Source organism: Cyanobium sp. Tous-M-B4, assembly GCF_024345395.1.
Taxonomy (GTDB): Bacteria; Cyanobacteriota; Cyanobacteriia; order PCC-6307; family Cyanobiaceae; genus Cyanobium_A.
The window spans coordinates 28,214-52,580 of sequence record NZ_JAGQBA010000006.1 but is presented as its reverse complement, the minus strand read 5'-3'; the positions used below and the strand labels follow the sequence as shown (position 1 = coordinate 52,580).

Sequence of the window (24,367 nt, the reverse complement as noted above, 5' to 3'; positions counted from 1 at the left end):
CAAACAGGGGGTCCGGAAGCTCCAGGGTGGTACGCATCACAACCATGCAGCGATGTGCGCATTTTAGTGCGCATCAGCCCTGGCCTCTGCGGGCCTTCTCGGCCGCCATCGGGTTGGTCGGCAGTAGTGGGGAATCACCCAGCAGGGCTTCCACCTCCCCCTCCAGTGACCGCAGCCATACCTTGATCGTGATGGCATTGTTGAACATTCTGTTCAACAACTCAGGAGTGCAGGAAAGCCTTTGCCTCTGCTCAGCGGATTGGGCACACAGCCAGTGGTCATAGCTGACAAAACGAGCCGGAACAGAGCGAGCGCGGTGACCGGGCAGAACAAATGATGCTTACTGCGGCGTTTGGTTGTCGTCATTAGAGCCCTCTCCCGCGCCCCAGGAACAGATAGCGGTAGGTAAGTCGTGGCATGAACGATTCCGTACAAGCTGTACTGAACCCTGAGTAGTAGATCAAGGGTTCTTGACTGTTGGCTGAAGGTTCAGCCGCCCAGCCACCAGGGCCAGTTGCCGATCGAAGCTGATCAAAGCCCCACAGCCCTCGCTTCGAGCCAGATGGAGCGCATCGGCAAAGTCCATGCCCTGCCGGTGCCACTCCAAGGCTCGCCTCACGAGCTCTTCCTGCTCCACATGGAGATGGCGGATGGCGAGTAGTCCCTCAAAGGCCGTGATCACGGCTTCACGAGACAATTTGTAGGCACCACGCAGCACCCACTCCAGCTCCAGGGCCACGGTGATCGGCACAAAACAGGCGGCGCTGGCATCGATCAGCGCTGCCGCCTGCTCAGCCTGAGCCGGATCGTCGTTCACCAGCAGGCGCACCAGCACGTTGGTGTCGAGCGCCACAGGCAAACTCATGCTTCGGCGAAGCGTGCCGGATCCATCTGCTCCAAGCTCAGCGGTGGCCCCTGGTATCCAGCGCAGCCGATCAAGGCGCGGGCAGAGCGGCTTTTTTCGCGGTCCTCGGGAACCAGGCGCAGCCCATCAGCCTCCAGGCTCAACGCCAGCCGATCGCCTGGCTGTAAACCCAATAGCTGACGCAACCGTGCCGGGATCACCAGCTGGCCCTTGGATGACAGGGTGAGCAGCGCATCCATAGCGCCATCGTTCGAACGTCTTACCAGTGTAAGGCGGCTGCGTGAACTGAGCGGATGGCGCGGTCATTGAACCAGCTATTGGCGACCAGCCAGGCGGCAGGGATTGCGCGCGTGGTCGTGCTCCACCAGAGCGGAAGCTTCTCCTGAGGTTTTGACCGCCGCGCCCATCAGCTTCCGTGATGGCTGCGGTCGGGACAGGCCAGCGCCAGCCACACATTCAGATCCGGTAGGTCAACCGTGGTGCTCACGCGTCAAGCAGGTCGAACAGCGCGGCGTTGCTGAGTTGCTGGCCGGAGATGGCCAAGGGCACCTCAACCAGGCGACACTGAGCGCCTTTTAGTGCGCATCAGCCCGACCCTCCTGTCGCCCCCTTTGCAGGTGAGAAGGATTTTCATGCCGCCTTGAGCTCCATCGGGCTCAGCGCTGAGAGATCCAGCCCCTGGCGGGCCTGCCAAGAGCCCGCAAGGCTCCTGATAAACCCCTTAGATGAACTCGCCAGGGTGCAGTGGGTTGTGCATCTGGGTCCCGTGATTAAGCGTCATCAGTGGTAATCCTCGAAATCCAGATCGACCATCGCCCCTTGTCTGCCCCCTTGAGCTGATGCAGGCGATAGCCCGGCAAATCCATGTCTTCGATCTGGATTGCGAAATGCAGAGCTACGAGCCAGCTAGGCTGCTAGCAGAAAGCAAGCAGGCGTCAGTTGTGACGCGCACTCTCTACATCCGCCACACGTGGCCGAGCGGCTTGAACGGCTGGCCAACCGCGCTGGAGTGCCGTTGAGCACCTTTGCTCTGCAGGAGCTCAGCGAAACAGCCCGCCGTGCCGACAATGCCGCACTACTCGAGGCGCTGCCATCGGCAACCATCGACCCCGGCGCCATTCTCGAGGCCCTGCGCCAGTGCCGAACTGAACGCTGATGGTGGTGGTGGATGCCTCCGTGCTGGTGGATGCGTTGCTGATCGATGGCACAGCCCGCGCCCGGCTGGCCTAGGCCAACCTCCAGGCCCCCGACCTGATCGATGCCGAGGTGCTCTCGGTGCTGCGCCGCCTGGTGCTGGCCGCGTGCCTGGGAGCTTCGGGCCAACCTCAGCGCCTACGACGCGCTCTACGTGGCCCTGGCCGAACAGCTGGGCACCACCTTGCTCACCGCCGATGCCCGTGCAGCCCGGGCACCCGGCCTGCTCTGCCCTGTGGAGGTGATGGCCCCATGAGCGGGCACCTCACACTCGCCCCAGGGATTAGTGGGTAGGTTCTGAATCAAGCCCACCACCTTGAGCGCCGCACACCGCTGCGCCATGCCGTTTCGATCACATGGGTCTGGATCTTCAGGTTCTCCAGCAGGAAATCGGCCGGGTAGCTGTTGCTGGCTTCAATCCCGCCAGCTGCATGGCCCGGCATCAGCGGCGGCGGCCTGCTTAGTCCAAAATCGGACTAACCTGTTGGGGCCACTTGCAATTGGGGCTGTCCATGACCGCTGTGCCAGGGCGCATCGTGAATGTGCATGAGGCCAAGACCCAGTTCTCTCGCCTGATCGATGCAGCCCATGCGGGCGAAACGATCGTGGTGGCCAAGGGCGGCAAGCCCTGGGCACGGCTGGTGCCGCTTGAACCACCCCATGCACGCCGCGTTCCAGGGGTCCTGAATGGGCGACTCAATTTGCCGCCTCTGGAGGTGCTGCTTGAGCCACTGCCTGAGGAGGAGCTTGCTGCGATGGAGCAGCCGTTGCTGTGAGCAAAAGCCATCCCCCCGAGCTGCTGCTCGACACCCATGCCTTGCTGTGGTGGCTGGCTGAGCCCGATCGCCTCTCGACAGCTGCCCATCAAGCCATTGCTGATCCTGGCAACCGGGTGCATGTAAGTGCGGCGTCTGGCTGGGAGATCGCAACCAAGGTGCGCCTGGGCAAGCTCCCGGCGGCCCGAGAACTGCTTGAGGATCTTCCTGAATTGCTGGCAGCCCAAGGGTTTCTGCTGCTGCCGATCACGCTCCTGCATGGCTTGCATGCCGGCGGTTACAAGCTGGAGCATCGAGACCCATTCGATCGGCTTCTGGCCGCCCAGGCCGAACTGAGCGGTCTCACCCTGGTGAGCCTTGATCCTGCGTTGCAGGCTTTTCCCTGCCGCTTGCTCTGGTAGCGCCATCAGCCCTCCATCGACCCCACCACGTTGAAGCCCTTCAGCCCGCAGCGACTCCTGCCGGCCCGTGGCGATCACGAAATCCTCCGGTGTGCCGGGCTGCTGCTGCATCCGCCACTGCATCTCCACACAATCCCTGGCGTGGCCCCATTCGCGCAGCGAATCAAGGTTCCCCACATATAAACAATCTACCAAACCTTCATTGATGCGAGCTAGCCCACGGGTGATCTTGCGCGTCAATCATGAATCACCGCGCCACGGTGATTCATGATTGAAAAAATGCCATTGCAGGCATACATCCCATAGGCCTCGCGGTAGTTCACCGTGATCCAGCAGAGAATCTCCTGCGGTCTCGACCGCTGCGCAACAACTGCTTCAGGCTGAGGCATCAATTCGAGCGCTCACCCACTGATCCGCTCCACCTAGTGCTGCCTAAGCATTCACAGATGGTCTGCAGGCCTTCCTCCAAAGGCAGCGGCCCACCCGCTGCACATGGGCCTCGAGGCAGAGATCAATGTCAGAACCCTGCTGATGGCGCCCCATTGCCCGCGAGCCAAACAGCCACACCGCCTGCAGCTCCGGATTAGATGTCAACAACTGGATCAGTCGCGCTTGGGCCTGCTCGGGGATGCCGGGGATGGACTGAACGCCTGCTTGGCTGATTGTCACGAGCTCTCCTCTTGCAGGCGTTGCGCCAACTTGCTGCGCAGCTGCTGGAAGCACGGCAGATAGCTGCCAGTGATATTCGCAGCGATGGCATCAGCTGTGGCGCGGTTGTAGGCGTGACTGGTGAGGTTGCGGTCTTGAATCATCAGCATCCAGGCCTCACCTTCCTCAATCAGCCCGAGGCGAAAGGCCTCTCGCAGGGTGTCCCGCGATCCGATCAAGGTGGCATCGCCCTGGCTGCGCAGCAGATCGCGCAGGGTGTTCCAAGCAAGTTCAAACGTGTATTCGTAGGCCTTAATCAACCCCTGCTGTTCGCGTTCATTCAGCCTGGGCGGCTCCACAAAGGTCTCTAGCTGAGCAAGAGCCCGGTGGTAATTGCTGAAGCGTTGTTGCCAGCGGATGTCTTCTGCCATCAACCCAGGCCTCCTGGTTGCAACGCTAGAAGAACAGCCGCCCGCTGAGCTGGCTGAATTTTCACGCGTCCTTGATTTTGTACAGCCTGTACGTAATTAAGGACAGTGCCCATCCAACCCTTTGCCCAGGGCTTCAGTCAGCGTTAATGCGACTCAATGTGAGCTCGCAACGCTGCTCGATCAGGCAAGCAATTCGTTCGATCAGTGCATGAGCTCGAAGGGAAGTTGCTCCGCCATGCGCACCACCCTTTTCCTGGTCTGGGTGGCGTATCTGAATCTCCGCAAAGAAGAGACTTGAATGCCCCTGGGAATTGCCGGGTCTGCTTCATCACAGCAAGCGAGCCCCTGCTAATCAGCGCTGCACAGCCGCGCCAGCTCGCCACCCATCTGCCCCTGCAGATAGCCCAGGCAATCGGCCAGCACCACATCATTGCCACCGCGCTTATTAATAGACAAAAACAGCGTCTGGCCGATCGGCTGGCCGGGCACCCCGCGCTTGAGGGCGACGCCCTGGCTGCTCAGCTCCACGAACTGCTGGCTCATGCTGTGGTGCAGCAGCAGGCTCGGCGTGGCAGTGAGCAGCGTGTGGGTCTTAAACCAAAGATCATCGGCGTGGCCGGCGATCGCCAGGGCCCGCTCCACGTCGCGCACTCGCCAGTCGAGCTGGCCCAGCCGGTAGCAGATGCCGTCTTTGCCGGTGGGCACCGTCAGCAGGCTGGGCTGCAGCAGCCGCTCGTCATTTACCCGCCAATCCCGGTAGGGCACCACCTCCCCCTGCTCCAGCACCATCTGGCGCCCGCGGAAGGCCACCACGCAGCCCCAGCGCTCCTGGGCCGCCACCAGCCGCCGCAGCCAGTCGCGCGGATAGAGGGTGTCGTCGTCGGCGGTGATCAGCAGCGGATCAAGCGCCTGCTGCTCCGGCGTCAGCCGCTCCAGCAGCGGCAACAGCTTGCGGTAGGGGCCCCAATTTGCCGTCCAGTGCACCTGCAACCGCAGACCCGGCCCCAGCCGCGAGCTCCAGATACGCCGCCGCAGAAAGCCAGGCAGCGCCCCGAAGCCCCGATCCAGCAGATAGGGCTGCCGCGACAGAAATAAATGCAGCTCCACCAGCCGGCCGTCGGCGGGCAGCTGCTGGGCCAGCAGCGAATCGAGCGTGCGCTTCAGGGCGCCCTCGCGGCCGCGGATCGAGGTGAGGCCAATGAAGACTGGTGCTGTTTTAGCCATGGCAACAGACTTTTTCAAGGCAACAGCCCTTGCCGCATCAGCCGGCGCCAGCTGGGCAGCCCCAGGCTGCAGCCGTATTCATAGGCCGACGACACCGTGGCCGCAGAGCCCCGCATCAGATACAGCGGCGCCTGCAACCGCACCACCTTGGCCGCCCCATAGCGCTGCTCCAGACGGCGGCGGAAGTCCACATCACCGCGGGAGCGCACCGAATAAAAGCCGCCCAGCTCCAGCGCCGTGGCCCTGCGCAGCAACAGGGTGGTGATGCCATCACCGAAGAAGCCACCGCCATCGCCATCGGCCTGGGGGGCGCCGCTGGCCTCATCCAGGCGCCCATGGCGGCCATACACCGCCGCCGCCCCCTGCTGCAGCGCCTGCCACTGCAGCTCCAGGCGCAGGGGATGGGAGAGGTCGTCGTCGTCGTGAATCGCCAGGGCCTCGCCCGCCATCTGCTCGATCGCCAGGTTGCGGCAGGCGTACTGGCCCTGGTTGCGCTCTTGGCGCAGCAGCCGCAGCGGCAGATCCAGCTCAACGGCGCTCTGCTCCAGCAGCGCTGCCAGCGCAGCCGCCTCGGGCTCCGGCGTGCCGTCGTCTACCACCAGCACCTCCACCACCGCCACGCTCTGCAGGGCCAGGGATTCCAGGGCCTGGCGCAGCAGCTCCAGCCGCGGCCGGTGGCAGGTAAACAGCACCGTGATCGGCAGAGTGGCTCGCTCCGCCGCCGGCGGCAACATTTGGCGCCACTGGGCCAGGCAGGCGGCAAACACGGCCTGCACGCCGCCAGTAAGGGGCAGCAACAACGGCAGTAGCTCCGGCACGCCGGCTCGCCCCGCCGCCAGCCGCGCCAAGCCCACCGCCCGGCTGGGCAGGCCGGCTGCTACCGCCAGCACCAGGGCCTCTTCGTCGTCGCCATCGAGCAGCCGCAGCAGGGGCGTTTTGCCAGCAGCGCTGGCCAGGCGCAGCAGAGCGCCGCGCTCCTCCTCACCCGTCACCAGGCGCAACAGCAGGGTGAGCTGGAGGCGCAGCAGCCGGCGCGGATCTTCCGGCTCCCCGGGCAACTCCTCCGGCGCCAGGGGGCGCAGCTGCAACGGCTCGGGGCCATTGTTTGGCGGTGGCGGCGCCACGCCGCGGCTGTGCAGCTGCACCAGGGCCGGCAGCAGCTCGGCGTTGTCGGCCTGCAGCCAAGTGGTGTGCAGGGGGAAGCGGCGCAGGTCGTGTAGGAGCTTCTGCAACAGATCCGCCTGCCACCACAGCCGCGGTAGCCCCCGCTCCAGTAGAGCCAGCAGGGCCCGCCGCCAGGGCCGATCCAGCCGGGCGATTGCCGGGTCGCCCAGCAGCAGCACCCCCTTCACCAGCACCAGGCAGGCAGCTGGAGGCAGCAGGCTGGGCAGGCGGTAGCCAGTTTCTGGCGCCAGCTGCGGCAGCAGGGCCTGCAGCAGCGGCAGGTTGGTGCTGCCGCTAAGCACGATCCCCTCCAGCTGGCGCTGCAAAGCCCGCTTCTGCTCTCGCTCACCCGCCTCGGCCGCCACACCGATCGCCAGCACCAGGGCATCGATGGCGCCGGCCAGGGCCGCCAGCCAGCCAGGCCGCTCTTCTGCCAAGGGCGCCTGCAGCAAACGCACCAACGCCAGGCCCCGCTCGCCGGGATCATCCAGGGCCGCGCCCCGCTCCAGCCCAGACCGGCGCAAATCAGCCGCCACCGCCACCAGCTCGCTCTGGCGGCTGTTGATCCCGCCCACCAGCGCCTCCAGTAGCCGCAGCCAGGGTTGGGGCTCGGCCTGCTCCAAACCCGCCAGCAGCAGTGCTTGCAAGCTGTGGGCGTAGGCGGGCTGCTCGGCCGCCGGCAGCAGGTGCAGCAAGGCCACCAGCTGGTCGCTCAGGCGCTGCAGGGCAGCGGCTTCCGCCGGAGGGGAATCCAGCCAGCGGGCCAGGGGCAGGGGCCGGCCCAGAGCAGCGGGGGCAGGCCAGCAGCCAGCGGCGAGCTGGCGGCGCAGCTTGCGTTCCAGCTGCAACAGCTGTAGGGCGGCGGCCGGCTCGAGGGGTTCGGCGGCGGCCAGCAGGGCGCGGTAGGGGGCCAGCAGCAGCGCCAGGGCGGAGGGGAGCAGCTGGGCTTGGGGCTGCTCAGAGAGCTCGAGCTCGGGCCAGGCATCGAGAGCCAGCGGGGTGGCGCCCGCCTCCAGCAGCGCCTGAAGCGGCGGCGCCTCTGCAAGCTGCATCAGGCCCCGACTCCAGGCCAAAGGCAGGGCAAGCAGCAACGCCGGATCGCCGAGCTGGCCCTCCAGGTCGATCAGGGAGGGCCCCAGCCGCTGGGGCCAAAGGTCTGGGTTAGCCCGCAGCAGCAGAGCCTGATCACAGCCTGTTGCAAATCCGTAGCGCCGCACAGCTGGAAGCGCGAAGAGCTTGCGCACCAGCTGGCAGCGGTTGAGGCCCAGGTGGATTGAATCCCCTTGGGGAGATGGCAGGTGCGCGGTGATCAGCGACATGGCAGCCGGGCCAGTGGCGAGAATAGGTGGCCACAGCTGGCCCGCCATGCGGCACCTCGACCTGCTGATCGCCGCGCCGGCCGATCCGGCCGCCCAGGCGGGCTGGGGTGATGTGCATTTCGCCCGCGGGCTGCAACTCGGCCTGCAAAGCCTGGGGCTGAGCTCCCGCCTGCTCTGCCGCGACAGCCACCAGAGCAGTCCGCCGCCGCCGGATGGGAGTGGCCTGCTGGTGCTGCGCGGCAAGTACGCCCCGCCCCTGGCCTGGCTAGAGCGCCAGCCCTACACCCACAAAGCCCTTTGGCTGATCAGCTGGCCGCTCAATCCCACCCCCGCCGAGCTAGCCAGCTACGACCAGATATTTGTAGCCAGCGGCCAAGATCAGCCCCGCATTGCCAAGCTCAGCGGCCGCCCCACCAGCACCCTGCTACAAGCCACCAGCTTCTGGCACTTTGGTCGACCAGAGCCAGCGGGCGGGGGCCTGCTGTTTGTGGGCAACACCCGAGGGGTGAGCCGGCCAATCGTGCGGGCCTTCCACCAGGCCGGCCTGCCCTTGGAGCTGATCGGCAGCGGCTGGGAGCAGCTGGGCCTGCAGGCCCAGGCCAGCAACATCGCCAACGCCCAGCTGCCGGCGCGTTACCGCCGCGCCCTGGCCGTGCTCAACGACCACCACCAGGCCATGCTGGATTACGGCTACCTCAACAACCGCGTCTTCGATGTGCTGGCCTGCGGAGTGCCGGTGATCACCGATGGGGCACCAGGCTGCCCGCCGGAGCTGATGCCGGCCGTGGTGTGCCATCGGCCCGGCAGCGATCCACGCGCCAGCCTGCAGCTAGCAACCGCCCTGCGCGCCCAGCCCCTACTGCTCAGCCAGGTAGCCCGCACAGTGAGGCAGGAGCACAGTTTCGTAGCTCGCGCTCGCCAGCTGCTTGCCGAGCTGGTTCGGGCCTAAGTCTGAACGTTTTGCAGCTTGCCCCTTGACTTTTTAGCCTTGCCCGCCTGCCGCTGCTCCGGCGGCGGCGGTGCACTCAGCGGCGGGATGCCGGCCTTATCAAACAACTGCTCCAGCTCATCCACATAGGCGCTGAAGGCCTCAAGCTGCAGGGCTTCCTGCTTGAGATCCTTGGGGAGCTCGGCCCAGGGGTCCTTGCGACCAGCCTTGATGCGTCGCTGGCGGCGCTGTTCAACCGCTTTTTTAAGTAGCTCGTGATAAGCGGGGTGCTGGGGGTCTTCCAGCAAGGCCCGGGTGAGCTTCTTGATCGCCGGCACCGGCTGCTGCTCAGCCAGATGGGCCTTGACCTCGGCGGTGTTGCGACGACGCAACTCCTTCCACTGGGCCAGCGTGCGCTTCTGGCCTGCCCCTGGAAGCAAAACAGCCCGGGCATTTGCTTTGCCCTTTCCCTTGGCGCCGGCCTTGCCTTTAATGCGGCTGATCAACTTTTTAAAAGGTGCCGCGATCCGGCCAAGCAAGGAGGGCTTAGGCCTCTTTTTTGGTTTTGTCTTTGCGGGATTGCCGGCTGCAGCTGTGGCGTTGCGCTTGGGTTTGGGCATGCCCTGCCTAACTATTAACTAGAGCTTACGAGCCCTCGCCACCGAGACCAGGCAGGGGCTTGCCCCCTGCCGAAAGCAGGCGACGCCGCACCGCCCGCTCCACACCCGCCAGAGGCGGATTGCTCCAGGGCTCAAAGCCCTCCTGCCAAGGCCCAGGACCGGCGATCAGATCCTCGCCTTGGGCCAGCTCAGGGCTAAACGGCGACTCAATCAATAGCCAATGCCAGTGCACTCCGGGCGGCGGCGGCAGCTGCCGCAAGGCCGGCTCCCACTCCAAGGGAGCCCAGATATGTAATGGCGCCGCCGCCTCTAGGGCAGGGAGCCAGGCGTGAGGCCAGCAGGGCTGGTCAGGCCAATCCGCTCCAAATAATTGGGGATCGCTAAGCAGCAGATGAGCGCTGCTACCGGGAGGACGAACCCCTGGAGCTAGGCAGCCCGGCTCAGTTGCCAACTGGGCTGGACCCGCCGGCAGGGGAGCGGCGGCGGCCAGGTACTGGCGGTGCAAGGCAAGCCGCCAGGCCATCAGCTGAGACCGGTAAAGGCGATTCCAGAACAGGTGATCGGTAACCGCACCAAGCCGCTGCTCACCTGGTTCGGGCGACAGCCAAGGCCAGCTAAGCCAGGGCTTGGGCCCCGCAAAGTGCAGCACCGAAAGCCCCTCAGCGCATCCGCCGAGGTATTGCACCAGATATTTGATGTTGCAGTTGAAATTGAGCGGCAGCAGCTCTACAGGCTGATTTGCCAGAAACTGATTCCATACCTTCTGATCCGCAAAGCGATCGAGCAGCGGACAAACCGGCTCTGCCGCCAAGCGAATCAGCGCCTCAAAACGGGCTTCCAGCTCGCCATTGAGGGCCCAGCCCGGCACCGACAACACGCCTGAATTGAGCACCGGCCTGCCCGTATGGGGGGAGATCGCTGCCCACGGCCGATCGCCGCAGTCGGGCACGGCGCGGAAAGCATCGCCCTCACCCCAGAGGGGATCAAGGGATCCGGTGATCAACAGATCGGAATCAAGCACCAGCACCCGCCGGTAACCCCTCAGGCTGAACGCATAACCATTGAGATAACCCAACAGGCCGATGCGCTGGCGGTTGCTGGAATCGAGCGGCAGGCTTTCAGCCCAGGCGGGCTGTGGCTGCACAAATTGCAGCAGCGGATGAATAGCCAGGAGCCGGCGCTGCAAAAAAGGGCCCAGGCTGCCGTCGTGGGCCACCACCACCGGCGAGCTCAAGCTTGGATAAACGGCCTTGAGGCTCAGTAGCAACGCCTCCAAGCCGCGGCAAAAACGATCATTGGCAACCGTGAGCAGCGCCACCTCAGGGCCCGGGTCGCGGGCCATCAGTAATGCGTGATGACGACTGGGCCAGTGAAGGTCGTTCAATAATTCCTGCTCGCTGCGACGCAACGAATCAGGCTCCCGGTTAGCAGCCTTGAGCGCTGCCGCCTGCTTAGCTGCGGCTGCAGCCAGCACCGGACGGTTCAACCAACCGTAGGGACCACTGATCAACGGCGATCAACAATCCCCAACGCGAAGGTGCCGACGCCCCAAAGCACCACTAACACCCCCAAAGTTGCCAGGAATCCCTTCCATCGCCAGTCTAGCGACTGCAACTGCGGCACCTCTGGATTAGCAAGACGCACCAAAAACTTCACCTGTTGCTGGGTGAGCTGCCGGCTGTTGTTGGCGGCTGTGATCGAAGCCTTAAGAGCATCGGTGGCAAGCAATACCTCAGTCTCCAACTTCGCGCCTTCGGTCACAATCCGGTTCAGATCCTTACCTTCAGGATTCACCAACAGAGCGCGCTCCTCGCTTATCTGACGCTGCAATTCATCAACCTGATCGGTTACATAGGCAACTTCAGGGGTGGAGTGATCTTTAAACTGACGCTTCAGGCTCGCCTCTTCAACCTTGAGATCTACCAGCTTACCCTCGAGTTCAGTGATGTATCCACTGGTAGCAGTGGCCATCTGGGCCGGGTCTATCTGACCATTATCATTTTTGAAAGTATTGGAGGCCGTAGTTGCCCTATCAAGTCGCTCTCTAGCTCTCTGGATCTCAGCCTCAGCAAATGTTTGCTGAGTAGCACTAATATTCTGGTTAACCCGATTCATGAAAACTTCAGCTTCCTTAAGCAGCAAGCTATTTAGCTGATAAGAAGGCTTAGGAGCCAATCCGACCGTGGTGAGATTGATCACCCCGGTGAGGTCCTGAGGGACCACAAACACTTGACGGCGGAAAAAGGCCAACTTCTCATCGAATGTGGCCCCACGCCTCAGCCCTGCAAACGGATCACGAAGATTGCGCGCCCAGGCCGTTTCCGGCTGGAGCTGCAAGAAAACACGCTTCATCACCTCCGGCGAAGTCAGATAAACGGCCAGGAAGCGACCATCCTCAAGCGAGCCCAGCATGGTGGGGCCAGCCAGCGTGGTCCCTAGGAGGGTAGACCCTGTGGACGCAGGGGTTTCCGGCAATCGGACGATGAAACTCGATTGAACCTGATAGCGATTGCGGCCCACCCCGAAAAAGTAAATCGCCGAGCCCAGCACCACCACACCAGCAAGCAAGACAGGTACTGGCAACCGCAGCACTGGCTGAATCCGATCCCGCAAGCGACTTCGGAAGCCAGGCACCAACTCATTGCCTTCTAAACGTGGTTCAACAAGACTGGCCTCCTGCTCGCCGGGGCGCAAGGTGGTAATCAGGGATACGACGCGCTGCTTGAGCCCACTTACCCAGTGCCGAACTGAGGCAGCGGAGTCCCTAAAACCCTGCTGCTCACGGAATAGGGGGCGAGCTTCCTTGGATCGGGACTGCTGGATCAAGGCCGGTGAAGCTATGCGTCTAATCAGTCTATCAGCGAAGACGATCAATCGCCATCCCTGCTGGAATCATCGGGCAGGGACTTATCTACAACAAATAACAAATTCTCATTGTTTCCATACACAAGCAGACCAAAGCCAACCGAGCCAAAAACCCAACCCCAAAAATAGATCGCACTCACACCTGGAATTGGATATGCCGGATTACAGGCCGCCCGCATCAGCTCAATACCGTGAGCGATTGGATTCCATAAAATCCACGAGCGAAAAGCATCAGGAATAATGCTTATCGAGAAAAAGATGCAGGATGTCCACAAAAGTATGCGCCGCAAGAACAATTGCATAATCCAAGCCACAACCGGAAGGCGGCGTCCCACTACCAAGGTGCTCAAGCCAATACCAAAACCAAGCAAAGCCAATCCTAAAAACAGTGTAATCAAGGAGCCAAGGTCTTGAACTACAGGGCGCCATTCCCAGGCAGCACTACCAAGGACAAATAGCAGCAGTAGTGATCCATAGATCTGCGCCAGCAGCAACGTGTTGCCCATCAGGGAATCGAGGGGACGAAGTCGCCTATAAAAATAAATCTCGCTGCTTTTCTCAACCCCGTTAATAGCCTTAATCGCAATCTCAGCAAACATAAAAAAGGGAATAAATCCGAGGGCAAGCCACAGTGCCGGATTCATGTAGCTTGAATCACCTGAGCCCCGCAAAAAGATTCGCAAAGCAAGAAACGTAACGATCAGCGCCAGGGGCTCAACAAACACACCAGCCACTCCCATTGCACCCTTAGCGGCGCGCAGCTGGAGCTCGCGGCGGGCCACCGCAGACACCACACGCAGCTGCAACAGCAGTTTTGCTAACACGTAGCGGGGCGCAAAGCTACGCATGGATCAACTCACGGAACTACCAATGATTCCCATCTTACGGGCGACGCTGCTAGGTATCAGATCAAGGTGCTGATTTTGATGCACTGAAGGGATGATGAACTACTGCACCAGAATTTCCAGTGAATCACCTTCTGCCACGAACACGTCCAAACCCGCTGGGCGAACTCGTTTTTGCCATGGACACAAAGCAATATCACGGCAACAGCTCCTGCGAGTTAAAACCTCGCAGCAATCATCCCGCCAACCCTAGCAACTACTACCAACAAATGCTTATGAATAGCATTCGAAGATGCAGCGAGTCATCGCAAGACCAATATATCCCCGTCTGACTTGTCACGGGATTCGATCAAAGCATCTTCGCTCGACTCGTCCGAATCATCATCGCCGAGCAAATCAGCAATTCGCTTATTAACACGTTGGCGCCTATCCTGCTTCTGGCGCCTAGACTCTTCCTTAACCATTTCCAGACAAACCTCTGGATCCCCTCTATAGGCAAGTTCACCATTAACCAATGCCAATCCCTCATCGCAATAATCAATAGCCAAATTCGACTGCCCGCTAGCACTTACAATCAAAGTCCGGCCAGCAATACGCTGCTCAAAATGTTCACGAATCCGAGCAGCCCTAGGATGAATTGCTCGATGATCCCAGCAACTGATCCTCCCCACCGTGACCACATCAAATTCAAAGGCGAGCGAAACTGCCAGCTTCAGGCAAGCCTTATTGATCGCAGGCCAATCAGCCAGAGGCTCGTGAAACATTGTTTCATCAAACCCTGCCAACTCCTGAATTAGCCGCATATCATCCTCTATCTTCCCAGGCTGGCTGTAAATCTCAGCAGCAAAACGTGCATTCACATAACCAGATAATTTACCGAGGAAGGCGTCATTTGTACCGAGTGGCCATGACACCGAAGCTCTATGTTCAACGCTGCCTGAATCCAGTGGCTCTACACCACTTAGGCAAGCCACCATGGCTTTAGCTTCAAAACCATTGACTGCAAAAATGCCAAGCCGCTCACCGGCATAGACATTTAGAGAAAAATCGTGAAACGCCCTATAAGAGTGGTCAATTCCCTCAACCACCCGCTTAGAAGCACCGCGCATCTCTAGAACAGTTGCGGGCTCCTGCTTGAGCGAGCGTGTATGCATTGGCGCAGCCAAAATTTCTCCTATAGAACCATCCTAACTTGTGTCTTCGAAAGGGCCCACAATGAGCCAGCTGAGTCGACGCCAAATTCTGCTGGGCCTCTCCGGAGCAGGACTAGCAACCGTTCTGGCCGGCAGGGGGATAGCCCGTGTGCGTCAAAGCGGCGCACCCCAGCCGGGGCAACAAGGTCAGCTGATTAGTAATCCTTTCATCTCTGGGGAGCTTGGATACAGCTGCTACCGCACCCCTGGCCTGGCGATCAGTGCCAAAGGCAGCGTGCTGGCCTTCTGTGGCGGGCGCGTGGACAACTGCAAGGACGAGGGCAACATTGATGTGCTGCTGCGGCGCTCCCTCGATGGCGGCCGCAGCTGGGAGCCGCTGCAGGTGCTGGCCAACGACGGGCCAAACCCCTGCAAAATCCCCCTGCCTGTGGTGCTTCCCAGCGGCCGCATCCTGCTGCTGTGGCTCTGGAATGCCTCCATAGCAAGTGAGTCTGATCGGGGCTCGAGAGACGTACGAATCACGTTCTCCGACGACGACGGCAGCAGCTGGGCCCCCTCCCGCGACATCACTAGCCAGGTGAGACTGCCGGGCTGGAAGCTCTGGTATGGAATCGGTCCCGGCCACGGCATCGTCAAGCAGCTGGAGCCCGCGAGTGGACGCATCGTTGTGCCTGCACGGCACAACATCAAAGGCCGAGGTAGTGCCTCCCACCTGCTGCTTTCCGACGATGGTGGCGTTAGTTGGCGGGTTGGCGCAGTGGCCAGCTACAGCCCTTCCAACGAATGCGCTGTGACCGAGCTCGGCGACGGCAGCCTGATGCTGAACAGCCGCAGCAAAGGCGGCCGGCGGGTGGTGAGCATCAGCCGCGATGGTGGCCTCACCATGGCCAGCAGCGGGCCCGATCCCCAGTTGATCGAACCGCTCAACGGCTGCCAGGCAAGCCTGCTCACCTACGGCTTTGGTCCCGGCCAGCAAGCCACCTTGCTGTTTGCCAATCCGGTGGATCTACAGCACCGCACCAACGGCCGCCTCCGCCTCAGCACCAACAATGGCCAGAGCTGGAACCGGGGGTTCGGCTACGGCCAGGGGGCCGGCAGCTTCACTGGCTACAGCGACCTGGCCCGCTTCGCCAACGGCGATGTGGCCCTGCTGGTGGAATCGGGGGCTAGCTACCGCAAAGCTCGAGACAACCAGCGCCACGGCGGCATCGTCTTCCAGCGCATTCCCTTTGAACTGATCCGCTCAGCCTGATCGGGCCCCTTTAAAGATGCCAGCCCATCGGCCAACAGCTGATCGGCAAGGGCAACCAGCTGGCGCCGTTCCTCAACGCTGCGAGGTGCCTCCGGGCTAAGAGCGGGGGAGGGGCGGGGGAATAGCTCCCGCCAGGAACAGCCCCACACCCGGCTGGCAAAACGATCGTTACTTGCTCCATAGCGATGTTCCAGCCGAGCGAGCAAAGGCTCGCTCAGCCCCTGAAACGGTTCAGCCGGCCAGCCCTGGCGTTCAGCTAGCCGCTCTAGCCCCTTCCTGATCCTCAACTTGCACGCAGCATCACGCCAGGCCTCTAGATGGTGACGCTGGAGCCGCCGAGCAATCCGCTGGGCGATCCACACGGCCTGCCAGCCAGGTTGGGCGTTGGCGCGCTGATCCAAAGGATCCAAGTCGGCGCAGCTAGCTACCCCGATGGCCTGCAGCAGGCGCTCACAGGGATCGGCTTCGCCACTACGAAAGGGCAGTAGCGAACAGCGCACCTCACTGCGCTCCAAGGCTTCGCCGAACAGCCGCTCGTAATCGCACTCACTCTCACCGCCAGCGCGCATGGTCTGGCTCAGGTAACGCTCAAAAGGCAGCGCAAAGTAAAAGCGCTTCAGCAGCTGGGTGTAGCGCGAGTTGAGGTAAGCCGGCTGATCCCGCACAAAGGCCACCAGATGGAGGCCCACCCCCCGCTCCTTGAGAAAACCCAGCAACTGCGCCAGTACGGAGCAGTCCCCATCGGCACTTGGGCGAGCCAGCAGCAGCGAAAGGAGCTCGGCCGACACCAGCGGCGTGCGGCCCTTGCGAGCTGCACGATCCAGCAATTTGCCCCAGGGCTGCAGGTTGCCCTGGCTGAGAGCCTTGACCAGACGCATATGGTCACGCCGCCGGCCTGGATAAAGCAGGCCTTGCTGGCGCAAGAACCGCTGATTGCGCTTGAGACGGTGCTGGATGTAAGTCGAAGCGGTCTTGTGGATGCCCACGTGCATGACCAAGGTGCTTGCGGCCAACCGATGTCGATGCTTGAAGGGCTGCAGACTACGAGGCCCTACCCAGCCAGGCTTCAGCCCGCCGGCGCAGCCCCTGCTGGCAGCGCCGCTCCAGCCGATCGAGCAGTTGCTGCAGGGCCAGGTTGAGCACGGGTGCGGCTGCCACGACGGCCACCCCAGGCAGCTCGGCCCACACCAAAGCCTCGGCCTCTAGGGCTGTTGGTGCAATTGCAGCCGGGCGCAGCCGGGCCTCCAAACCAAAGCGCAGCCGCTCCTGCCACTCGCCCAAACCATCCACCCTGCAGGCGACCTGCTCGATCAACAGCTCCCCTGCAATCAGCCGAGCCCGCAGCGAAACCCGGGGTTGGAGGGTCCAGCCCGCCACTCCATAGGGTCTTGATCTGTAGTCGTACAAATCACCACCATCGGACTGGAGGCGATTGGGGTCGAGCAGGCCGCGCAATGGCCGCAAGGGTTTGGCCAGGAACAGCTCCAGCTGGTCCGCCAGCGGGGCAGGTTCAAGCGGCACACGGCAGAGGCGCCGCTGCTCCAACCTCATGCGGGTTCAACCGGCCTGGCAATCGCCGCCGGCTCCTTGGGCAACAAATCCTCGATCTCGCAAACCGGGAAGCGATTGATCGATTTGAGGGCAGCGCGGGCCTTGCTGCGCAGCTGCTCGCTGATCGCCTCGCAGTAGGGCACCTGGGCCAGCAAATCCACGGTGCGGCGCAGGATCCGCACCACATCACCCTCGTCGAGGGAGGTGTTGGCAATCATGTCGCTCCAGCTGGCACCTTTAGCCCAGGCGTGCACCAGGCCCATCAACTCAGGCTCCCACCAAAGCGGGAAGTTGACCTTGGCCTGCTCCTGCTGACGCTCCAGCTCGCGGCGCAGGCCGCGCAGATCATGCAGGGCCTCCTCGGCGGCCGGTGGCGGCGGGTAGCCGCACCACAGATCGGGCCGGTTGACTTCGGTGGAGATAGCTTCAAACACCGCCGCCAGCTGGGGCGGATCGAGCTCATCGAGGTGACCGCTCATCAGCGACAGTCCCAGCCACAGCTCGTTGTCGCCGCGCAGGGCGGCCACCGTGCGGCCCACCTCGGTGGGCTCCAGGCCATCAGCTCCCGCCAGAGCACCGAAAAAGCGCAACACCTCAATCAACGCCAGGAACGTATCCCAGTGGCGATTAGAGCGGAAGTGCAGCAGCTGCTGGCGCTCCTCGATCTCCAGCTGCAACTCCTCCATGCGGCGGCGGTGCTTCTTGAGCTGGCGGCGGTCGCCCCAGCGGTGGGCTGGATGCTGCTCCAGGCCTTCCTCCAGCTGATGCACCTGCTGGGCCTGGTCCTGCACCTCACCCGCCAGGTCGTACTGGGGGGTGGCCATGTCGTGGCGACTGGCCATGTGGGCAACGGCAAGGGCCAAGCCGCCACTGGCCTGATCGCCGTGGCGCAACTCACCAAGCTGGCGCAACTCGGGGGGATCCACCTGGCTCACCTGCAGGCAACTGAGCTCGGCATGGAGGCTGACCACCCCGTGGCAGGGCAGTAACAGCCAAAGGTTCTCGTCGGTGAGGCACTTGAGCAAAGGGAACTGCCCCGGCCCCTTCACCTTCTCCACAATCACCGCCGGCGTCACCCGGCCGCGCAGCTGGGGTGCCTTGAGGCTCACCAAAGTGCCCTCGCTGGCGAATTGCAACGCCAAGGTGAGCTCGTGGGCGACGGTTTCCTCGGCCTGCTGCTGCAAGATCCGCAAAATGCGCCTCTCTTCGCGCAGGTGAGCTCGCTGCTTTTCGTAGTCCTCGAAGTCGTCCCAGGGCACCTCACCGGAGCCATCTTCCAGGCCTTCGAGCTGCTGCATCAACTGGGCGATACGGGCCTCGTCCTCGACTAGATCGAGGGTGGCAAGGTAGCGGCCAAAACTGCGCTCAACCAGCTCCTTGGCCTTAGCCAGGTCGTAGCGCTGCAACAGGTTGAGCACCATGCCGTAGCTGGGCATGAACTGGCTGACCAGCGGATCAGCTGGCGCGGTAGCGAGCTGGCCCGCCTCGCGCACGCCTTCAAAGCGGCTCTGCACGGTCACCACGTAGCCCTGGGTATCGAGGCCGCGCCGGCCGGCCCGGCCCGCCATCTGCAAAAACTCACTGCCCATCAAAGGGCGGTGGCCTCGCTCGGTGCGCTTGCTCAGCGCCGAGATCACCGTGGTGCGAGCCGGCATGTTGATGCCGGCCGCCAGGGTTTCGGTGGCAAACACCACCTTGATCAGCCCCTGCTGGAAAAGCTCCTCGATCAGCTCCTTCCAGGCCGGCAGCACACCGGCATGGTGGGCGGCAATGCCCCGCAGCAGGGCCTCGGCGTGACCGCCTTCCCGCACCGCCTCGGGGGTCGTTGCCACAAACAGATCCAGGCGGGCCTTGATGCGCGCCTGTTCAGCGGGCGTCACTAGGGCGGCCTTGCCCAGCTCCTTGACGCCCTTATCGCAGCCCCGGCGGCTGAAGATGAAGTAGATGGCCGGCAGCATGTCGCGCTCCGCCATCTGGGCCACCACAAAACCCAGGGGGGGAGCCTCGGGCTGGGGCGGTTTCGGTGTTTTAGGGCCCTTGCGCTGGCTGCCCTTGGGGGCGCGCCACACCTTGCAGTTGGGATGGAGCCCGGTGCCCTCGTCGTTGAGCAGGGGGTGCAGCCCCTTGGCACTGCAGAAGCTAAAGGCCAGCGGCACCGGCCGGTGGTCACTGAGCACCAGCTGGGTGGGCCCATGCACTCTCTCGATCCAGTCGGTGAGCTGGCCCGCATTGGCCACCGTTGCCGAAAGCGCCACCAATTGAATCGGCGGCGGGCAGTGAATGATCGACTCCTCCCAGACGGTGCCGCGCTGGGAATCGTTCATGTAGTGGCACTCATCGAGCACCACCGCCTCCACGCCCTCCAGCGGGTCATCTCCCGCATCGGCTTCCGCGTAGAGCATGTTGCGGAAGATCTCGGTGGTCATCACCACCACCTGGGCCTCTCTGTTGAGGCTCATGTCACCGGTTAGGAGCCCCACCTTGTCGGCACCAAACTGCTCGCGGAAATCGCGCAGTTTCTGATTAGAGAGCGCCTTCAGCGGCGTGGTGTAAAAAACTTTCTGGCCATGGGCCAGAGCGCGGTAGATGGCGTACTCACCCACCAACGTCTTACCGGAGCCCGTGGGGGCGCTCACCACTACCGAGTGGCCCTGGTTGAGCGCGTCGATCGCCTCGAGCTGGAAGTCGTCGAGCGGGAAGGGGAAAATTGCTGCAGGATCCAGCCCATTGGGCGCCATTTCAGGCACGCTGCTTTTTGAGCTGGATCATGTATCCATCCTATGAGGGAGATGCCTGATCCGCCTCAGGCCAGCTCTAGTAGCAACAGGCCGAGGCACAAGCTCGGATTTAGCGTTTGCGCAGCCCTGTCCGGTCGTTGACACAACCCGGCACCACCTCTCCCCCCTCAGGGGAAAGAGCCGCCAGCTGGCGGGATCAATTGCGGCGTCAACTCGCAGCCATTCCCCCCCAGCGCCGCCGCGGCCTGCGCAGCTTTGCCCCCGCCGCAACCGCCGCCACCCTTGATCTGGCAACTCCCCACAGCAGGAGTGCCCCCCTGCTGGATCTAGCCAGCAACGACTACCTGGGCCTGAGCCGTCACCCCGAGGTGGTGTCAGCCGCCCAGGCCGCCGCGGCCAGCCAGGGACTGGGGGCCGGAGCATCGCGGCTGGTGAGCGGCAGTCGGCCGGTGCATGGCGAGCTAGAGGCAGCGCTGGCTGCCTGGCTGGGGCGCGAGCAGGTGCTGCTATTCCCCAGCGGCTTTCAGGCAAACCTGGCGGCGGTAGGGGCCCTGGCCGATCGCCACAGCCTGGTGCTGGCCGACCGGCTGATCCACCACTCCCTGCTCACCGGGGTGCGCGCCAGCGGTGCCCGGTTGCAGCGCTTCGCCCACAACGACCTGGCCCAGCTCGACTCCCAGCTGCAAGCAGCCCGCCAGAGCGCTCCCGAGCAGCGGCTGCTGGTGCTGAGCGAGAGCCTGTTCTCGATGCAGGGCACCAGTGTGGATGTGGCGGCCCTGACGGCCCTCTGCGCCGAACACGGCGCCGCCCTGCTGCTCGATGAGGCCCATGCCCTGGGGGTGCTCGGCCCCGGCGGACGGGGGTTGGGCCACAACCAGCCCGAAATCGCCCTGATCAGCGGCACCTTCGGCAAGGCTTTTGGTGGCGGCGGGGCCTTTCTGGCCGGCGATGCCCTGGTGGGGGACTGGCTGCTGCAATCCAGCGGCGCCTTCCGCTACACCACAGCCCTTGCCCCACCTTTGGCCGCCGGCGCCCTGGCTGCCCTGGCCCTGATTCAGGCCGAACCCCGCGGCGAGGCCCTGCTGCAGCGAGCCGCCCGTTGGCGCGCCGGCCTGGAAGCGGCCGGCTGGCCGCGGCCGCCAGGCACCGGGCCGATCCTGCCGCTGCTGGTGGGCAACGATCTCCGGGCTCTCGAGCTGCAACAAAGATTGGAAGCAGCCGGCCTATTGAGCGTGGCCATCCGCCCCCCCACCGTGCCCGAAGGCACGGCGCGGCTGCGGCTGGTGCTGCGCCACGACCTACCGGCGGGCACATTGGAGCGATTGCTCACAGCGCTGGGGAGTCCTGCATGCAGCTGATCGCCATGCACGGATGGGCCGGCGATGCCCAGGGCTGGGAACCATTCCACAGCGCCTGGAGCGCCCGCGGTTGGGCGTGGCAGTGCGGCGAACGGGGCTACGGCGGGCAAGCGCCCAGGCCGGTGGCCTGGCAGAGCGACCAGGGGCTGAAGCTGGTGATCGCCCACTCGCTGGGCCCCCACCTGCTGCCCGCCTCCGTGCTGGCCCAGGCCGATGCGGTGGTGCTGCTCGCCAGCTTCGGAGCATTCCTGCCCGAGGGCCCCGGCGGCCGCCGGCTGCGCAGCGCCGTGGCGGCCATGGCAAGCCAGCTGGCCGGCCCCGAAGCGAGCACCATGCTGCAAACATTTATGGAGCGCGCCGCAGCCCCCCAGCCCGCCAGCCTGCTGCCACCCGGCATCGCCGCCGCCCCCCTTGATGCCTCCGGCCGCCAGCGGCTGGCAGAAGATCTAAACCTGTTGGCGGCCACGGCGGGGCTACCGCCTGGCTTCCCGCTCCAGGCGCGGGTGTTGATAGTGGAGGGCGGCGAGGATCAGATCGTGAATCCGCAAGCCCGCCAACAGCTGCGCAGCCTCCTACCTGCCGCCGACACCCTGGTGCTGGCGGGCGTGGGGCATTGCCTGCTCAGCCCGGCCCTCGTGCCCACCGTGTGTGGCTGGATCGAGGGCCTGCCATGAACGCAAATCCAGTGCGTGACACGGTTTTAAGTGACACGCTGTTAGATGACTCAGTGTTCAGCGCGCGCGTGAGCAGCCGCTTCGGCCGCCATGCCGCCGGCTACGCCCGCCATGCCCGCCTGCAGCAGGGGGTGGCCTGGCGCCTGGCCCACCTATGCGCGCCCCTCCACCTTGCCGCCGGCCCAAGGGCCGATCTGGGCGCCGGCAGCGGCCTGGTGGGGCAGGCGCTGCGGGCTCAGGGATGCCAGGAAGCCCTCCTGCAGCTTGATATCTGCCCCGAACTACTGGCCCATAACCCCCTGACCACTGCCGGCGGCCAGCTCGGCTGGGACCTCAACCGGGGGCTGCCGGAGCAACTGGGCCAGGCCTCCCTGCTCACCTCCAGCTTCGCCTTGCAGTGGCTGGAGAATCCCCCAGCCCAAGTGCAGCACTGGTGCGAGCAGTTGCGGCCAGGGGGCTGGCTCGGCCTGGCGGTGCCGACAAGCGCCAGTTTTCCCCAGTGGCACCAGGCCGCCGCGGCTGCAGGGGTGCCCTGCACAGCCCTGAGCCTGCCCGACGCCGAAGCCCTGCTGGCAGCCACCAGCCGGGGCGGCCTGATGGCTCACTACAGCCGCCGGCTGCGCTTCAGCCGCGCCTACGGCAGCGGCCTCGGCTTTCTGCAGCAGCTACAGGGCCTCGGGGCCAGCGCCAGCCGGGCCAGCCGCCTCAGTGCGGCCGAGTTGCGCCGGCTGCTGCACTGCTGGCCAGCAGATGGCTGCGTCAGCTGGGAAGTATTAGTGCTACTTGGTCAGCGACCCGGCCCATGAGCAGCTGCAGCAACGCCCTGGTGATCTGCGGCACAGACACCGACGTGGGCAAAACCGTGGTGAGCGCCCTTGTGGTGCAGGGGCTCGGGGCCACCTACTGGAAACCGGTGCAAAGCGGACTGGAAGGCGGCGGCGACTCGGGCCGCCTGCAGGCCCTGCTGCAGCTGCCAGCGGAGCGGTTGCTGCCGGAGGCCTACCGGCTGCAGACGCCGGTGTCACCCCACTGGGCAGCCGAACTAGAGGGCATCACGATCGACCCGGCCCGGCTGGCCCTGCCGGCAGTGGCCGGGCCATTGGTAGTTGAGACCGCCGGTGGGCTGCTGGTGCCCCTGCGCCGCGACTGGCTGCAAATCGATCAGCTAGCCACCTGGGGGCTGCCGGTGCTGCTGGTGGCCCGCAGCGGCCTGGGCACCCTCAACCACACCCTGCTGTCGGTGCAGGCCCTGCGCCAGCGCTCGATTCCCCTGCTGGGACTGGTGCTGAATGGCCCGCTCCATCCCGACAATCCCGCCACCCTGGCCGCCTTGGCCCAAGCGCCCGTGCTAGCCCAGCTGCCACCTTTAGAACCGCTCACCGCCTCGGGGCTGGCTGCCCAATGGCAGGCGCAAGAGCTGGGCCGTACCCTGACGGCAGCCATGGGCGCAGGCCCAAACCCCCGCCGATGAGCAAGCAGCACTGGTTGGTAAGTGGCGCCCTGGTGCTGCTCTGCGGCGGCGTGCTGGTGCTGTTCACCGACGTTGAAACCTCCCTGGTGCGCTGGGTCAACTGCGGGCCGCTCTCCAGCGCAGAGGAGCGCCAGAGCCGCATCTGCCGTTAAGGCCCCGCCAGGATCACCGCTTCGGCATCGGCCCGCGACAAGCCATAGGGAAAGTGACGCACACACACCTGGCCGTCGCTGTGCCAGCTCACTTTGAGCTCGTCCACCTCCAGCTCAATCTGGGCGCTCCATTCGGGGCGGTGCAGGTCCCAGAGGCAGGGATTGGCGCGCTGCCGCTTGGCACCCAACTGATCCAGCCAGTGCTCCAGAGCAGGCAGGGGGTGGTGGTACAGCGGTGTCTGGGAACTGGGCATATCGGTCATGAAACCAACCCTGTCACGTTGGTGGGGGCGCCCTCAGGCCACCAGCTCGGCCATTGCACCAATTGGGCGCCGCGCATCCAGGCCACTCCCACACCCAGAACCAAGCTCAACACCAGGGCAAAGCCCAGCAGCAGCAGCGCCAGCCACTCGCCACCAGAAAGATCACGCCGCACCGAAGCAGGCCGAGAAATGATGGTCTGTGGCGGTGCAACGGGGCTGCTGGGCAGCGAAGGCGGGCGCAGCTGGTCGTCGTAGCGCTGACGCAGGGCCGGGTCGCTCAGCACCCCATAGGCCTGCTGAAGCTGCTGGAAAGCCAATGCAGCCTCCCCAGCCGGCAGCACGGTGGTGTCGGGGTGGTAGCGCTTGCTCAGCCCCCGGAACGCTTGGCGTAGCTCCTGGGACGAGGCGCTCTGCTGCACCTGGAGCAACGAGTAATAACTGGGTGGGGAGCTGGCCAAGGGCAGGGCACCGGGA

General features: G+C 64.0%; 28 protein-coding genes and 2 pseudogenes. 11 read left to right on the top strand and 19 right to left on the bottom strand.

Features of this window, described 5'->3' with window-relative positions; all coding sequences use genetic code 11:
• Window positions 1-73 precede the first annotated feature (73 nt).
• The 3 genes from KBY73_RS12215 to KBY73_RS12205 all read right to left on the bottom strand — a co-directional run bounded on the left by KBY73_RS12215 (window position 74) and on the right by KBY73_RS12205 (window position 1,104).
• Entirely contained in the window at window positions 74-208 is a 135-nt protein-coding gene (locus tag KBY73_RS12215) for a hypothetical protein (RefSeq protein WP_254937368.1), read from the bottom strand.
• A gap of 252 nt (window positions 209-460) precedes the next feature.
• Window positions 461-865, bottom strand: coding sequence for a type II toxin-antitoxin system VapC family toxin (locus KBY73_RS12210; protein ID WP_254937367.1), 405 nt, complete (start codon window positions 863-865; stop codon window positions 461-463).
• Window positions 862-1,104, bottom strand: a complete 243-nt coding sequence (locus KBY73_RS12205) for an AbrB/MazE/SpoVT family DNA-binding domain-containing protein (protein ID WP_254937366.1) — start codon at window positions 1,102-1,104, stop codon at window positions 862-864. The genes KBY73_RS12210 and KBY73_RS12205 overlap by 4 nt, the downstream gene beginning before the upstream one ends.
• A 731-nt stretch (window positions 1,105-1,835) precedes the next feature.
• Between KBY73_RS12205 and KBY73_RS12200 the strand changes: the two genes are divergently transcribed.
• Window positions 1,836-2,021, top strand: a complete 186-nt coding sequence (locus KBY73_RS12200; RefSeq protein WP_254937365.1) for a hypothetical protein — start codon at window positions 1,836-1,838, stop codon at window positions 2,019-2,021.
• A gap of 102 nt (window positions 2,022-2,123) precedes the next feature.
• On the top strand, window positions 2,124-2,315 hold the full coding sequence (locus KBY73_RS12195) for a type II toxin-antitoxin system VapC family toxin (RefSeq protein WP_254937364.1): 192 nt from the start codon (window positions 2,124-2,126) through the stop codon (window positions 2,313-2,315).
• Window positions 2,316-2,379: 64 nt separating this feature from the next.
• Here KBY73_RS12195 and KBY73_RS12190 read toward each other — a convergent pair.
• A pseudogene (locus KBY73_RS12190) lies at window positions 2,380-2,484 on the bottom strand (GDP-L-fucose synthase); the annotation flags it as partial.
• 87 nt (window positions 2,485-2,571) lie between these two features.
• Between KBY73_RS12190 and KBY73_RS12185 the strand changes: the two are divergent.
• Together KBY73_RS12185 and KBY73_RS12180 are read left to right on the top strand one after the other, a co-directional pair.
• Window positions 2,572-2,835, top strand: a complete 264-nt coding sequence (locus KBY73_RS12185; protein ID WP_254937363.1) for a type II toxin-antitoxin system Phd/YefM family antitoxin — start codon at window positions 2,572-2,574, stop codon at window positions 2,833-2,835.
• Window positions 2,832-3,236 carry a type II toxin-antitoxin system VapC family toxin gene (locus tag KBY73_RS12180; RefSeq protein WP_254937362.1) on the top strand — a complete coding sequence of 135 codons (405 nt, stop codon included), beginning with the start codon at window positions 2,832-2,834 and terminating at the stop codon, window positions 3,234-3,236. The genes KBY73_RS12185 and KBY73_RS12180 overlap by 4 nt, the downstream gene beginning before the upstream one ends.
• 45 nt (window positions 3,237-3,281) lie before the next feature.
• Here KBY73_RS12180 and KBY73_RS12175 read toward each other — a convergent pair.
• From KBY73_RS12175 to KBY73_RS12155, 5 genes and pseudogenes are all read right to left on the bottom strand, one after another.
• Window positions 3,282-3,568 (bottom strand): annotated as a pseudogene (locus KBY73_RS12175) (GDP-mannose 4,6-dehydratase); the annotation flags it as partial.
• Between the two features lie 100 nt (window positions 3,569-3,668).
• Window positions 3,669-3,905, bottom strand: coding sequence for a nucleotidyltransferase domain-containing protein (locus KBY73_RS12170; protein ID WP_254937361.1), 237 nt, complete (start codon window positions 3,903-3,905; stop codon window positions 3,669-3,671).
• Entirely contained in the window at window positions 3,902-4,315 is a 414-nt protein-coding gene (locus KBY73_RS12165; protein ID WP_254937360.1) for a nucleotidyltransferase substrate binding protein, read from the bottom strand. Before KBY73_RS12165 ends, KBY73_RS12170 begins: the two co-directional genes overlap by 4 nt.
• A 348-nt stretch (window positions 4,316-4,663) precedes the next feature.
• Entirely contained in the window at window positions 4,664-5,557 is an 894-nt protein-coding gene (locus KBY73_RS12160; RefSeq protein ID WP_254937359.1) for a beta/gamma crystallin family protein, read from the bottom strand.
• The gene (locus KBY73_RS12155; protein ID WP_254937358.1) at window positions 5,554-8,022 is read right to left on the bottom strand and encodes a glycosyltransferase family A protein; all 2,469 of its coding nucleotides are present in this window, start codon (window positions 8,020-8,022) and stop codon (window positions 5,554-5,556) included. The genes KBY73_RS12160 and KBY73_RS12155 overlap by 4 nt, the downstream gene beginning before the upstream one ends.
• A 46-nt stretch (window positions 8,023-8,068) precedes the next feature.
• On the opposite strand from KBY73_RS12155, the gene KBY73_RS12150 reads away from it, so the two are divergent.
• Complete coding sequence (locus tag KBY73_RS12150) at window positions 8,069-8,971, top strand: glycosyltransferase (RefSeq protein ID WP_254937357.1); 903 nt, start codon at window positions 8,069-8,071, stop codon at window positions 8,969-8,971.
• Here KBY73_RS12150 and KBY73_RS12145 read toward each other — a convergent pair.
• The 5 genes from KBY73_RS12145 to KBY73_RS12125 form a co-directional block, all read right to left on the bottom strand.
• Entirely contained in the window at window positions 8,968-9,570 is a 603-nt protein-coding gene (locus KBY73_RS12145) for a hypothetical protein (RefSeq protein ID WP_254937356.1), read from the bottom strand. The genes KBY73_RS12150 and KBY73_RS12145 overlap by 4 nt on opposite strands.
• Window positions 9,571-9,595: 25 nt before the next feature.
• Window positions 9,596-11,080 carry a hypothetical protein gene (locus KBY73_RS12140; protein ID WP_254937355.1) on the bottom strand — a complete coding sequence of 495 codons (1,485 nt, stop codon included), beginning with the start codon at window positions 11,078-11,080 and terminating at the stop codon, window positions 9,596-9,598.
• Window positions 11,077-12,138 (bottom strand): sugar ABC transporter, encoded by a 1,062-nt coding sequence (locus KBY73_RS12135; protein WP_254937354.1) that lies wholly within the window; start codon window positions 12,136-12,138, stop codon window positions 11,077-11,079. The genes KBY73_RS12140 and KBY73_RS12135 overlap by 4 nt, the downstream gene beginning before the upstream one ends.
• A 302-nt stretch (window positions 12,139-12,440) precedes the next feature.
• Window positions 12,441-13,283, bottom strand: coding sequence for an ABC transporter permease (locus KBY73_RS12130; protein ID WP_254937353.1), 843 nt, complete (start codon window positions 13,281-13,283; stop codon window positions 12,441-12,443).
• Window positions 13,284-13,582: 299 nt separating this feature from the next.
• Entirely contained in the window at window positions 13,583-14,434 is an 852-nt protein-coding gene (locus KBY73_RS12125; protein ID WP_254937352.1) for a hypothetical protein, read from the bottom strand.
• Window positions 14,435-14,495: 61 nt separating this feature from the next.
• Here KBY73_RS12125 and KBY73_RS12120 point away from each other — a divergent pair, with 61 nt between their 5' ends.
• Complete coding sequence (locus KBY73_RS12120; protein WP_254937351.1) at window positions 14,496-15,686, top strand: exo-alpha-sialidase; 1,191 nt, start codon at window positions 14,496-14,498, stop codon at window positions 15,684-15,686.
• On the opposite strand, the gene KBY73_RS12115 is transcribed toward KBY73_RS12120, so the two are convergent.
• From KBY73_RS12115 to KBY73_RS12105, 3 genes are read right to left on the bottom strand one after another with little or no spacing between them, the layout of a single operon-like run.
• Window positions 15,605-16,699 carry a hypothetical protein gene (locus KBY73_RS12115; RefSeq protein WP_254937350.1) on the bottom strand — a complete coding sequence of 365 codons (1,095 nt, stop codon included), beginning with the start codon at window positions 16,697-16,699 and terminating at the stop codon, window positions 15,605-15,607. The genes KBY73_RS12120 and KBY73_RS12115 overlap by 82 nt on opposite strands.
• Window positions 16,700-16,727: 28 nt before the next feature.
• The gene (locus tag KBY73_RS12110) at window positions 16,728-17,207 is read right to left on the bottom strand and encodes a DUF1997 domain-containing protein (protein WP_254937349.1); all 480 of its coding nucleotides are present in this window, start codon (window positions 17,205-17,207) and stop codon (window positions 16,728-16,730) included.
• 26 nt (window positions 17,208-17,233) lie between these two features.
• Window positions 17,234-19,975 carry an RNA helicase gene (locus KBY73_RS12105; protein WP_254937348.1) on the bottom strand — a complete coding sequence of 914 codons (2,742 nt, stop codon included), beginning with the start codon at window positions 19,973-19,975 and terminating at the stop codon, window positions 17,234-17,236.
• Between the two features lie 200 nt (window positions 19,976-20,175).
• On the opposite strand from KBY73_RS12105, the gene KBY73_RS12100 reads away from it, so the two are divergent.
• From KBY73_RS12100 to KBY73_RS12080, 5 genes are read left to right on the top strand one after another with little or no spacing between them, the layout of a single operon-like run.
• Window positions 20,176-21,333, top strand: a complete 1,158-nt coding sequence (locus KBY73_RS12100; protein WP_396097124.1) for an aminotransferase class I/II-fold pyridoxal phosphate-dependent enzyme — start codon at window positions 20,176-20,178, stop codon at window positions 21,331-21,333.
• Window positions 21,324-22,007 carry an alpha/beta fold hydrolase gene (locus KBY73_RS12095; protein ID WP_254937346.1) on the top strand — a complete coding sequence of 228 codons (684 nt, stop codon included), beginning with the start codon at window positions 21,324-21,326 and terminating at the stop codon, window positions 22,005-22,007. The genes KBY73_RS12100 and KBY73_RS12095 overlap by 10 nt, the downstream gene beginning before the upstream one ends.
• Window positions 22,004-22,813, top strand: a complete 810-nt coding sequence (locus KBY73_RS12090) for a methyltransferase domain-containing protein (RefSeq protein ID WP_254937345.1) — start codon at window positions 22,004-22,006, stop codon at window positions 22,811-22,813. The genes KBY73_RS12095 and KBY73_RS12090 overlap by 4 nt, the downstream gene beginning before the upstream one ends.
• Window positions 22,810-23,478 carry a dethiobiotin synthase gene (gene bioD / locus KBY73_RS12085; RefSeq protein ID WP_254937344.1) on the top strand — a complete coding sequence of 223 codons (669 nt, stop codon included), beginning with the start codon at window positions 22,810-22,812 and terminating at the stop codon, window positions 23,476-23,478. Before KBY73_RS12090 ends, bioD begins: the two co-directional genes overlap by 4 nt.
• The gene (locus KBY73_RS12080) at window positions 23,475-23,630 is read left to right on the top strand and encodes a hypothetical protein (RefSeq protein WP_254937343.1); all 156 of its coding nucleotides are present in this window, start codon (window positions 23,475-23,477) and stop codon (window positions 23,628-23,630) included. Before bioD ends, KBY73_RS12080 begins: the two co-directional genes overlap by 4 nt.
• Here KBY73_RS12080 and KBY73_RS12075 read toward each other — a convergent pair.
• Together KBY73_RS12075 and KBY73_RS12070 are read right to left on the bottom strand one after the other, a co-directional pair.
• Window positions 23,627-23,893, bottom strand: coding sequence for a DUF3143 domain-containing protein (locus KBY73_RS12075; RefSeq protein ID WP_254937342.1), 267 nt, complete (start codon window positions 23,891-23,893; stop codon window positions 23,627-23,629). The two genes, KBY73_RS12080 and KBY73_RS12075, sit on opposite strands and share 4 nt — an antisense overlap.
• Window positions 23,890-24,351, bottom strand: a complete 462-nt coding sequence (locus tag KBY73_RS12070; protein WP_254937341.1) for a J domain-containing protein — start codon at window positions 24,349-24,351, stop codon at window positions 23,890-23,892. Before KBY73_RS12070 ends, KBY73_RS12075 begins: the two co-directional genes overlap by 4 nt.
• Between the last annotated feature and the right edge of the window lie 16 nt (window positions 24,352-24,367).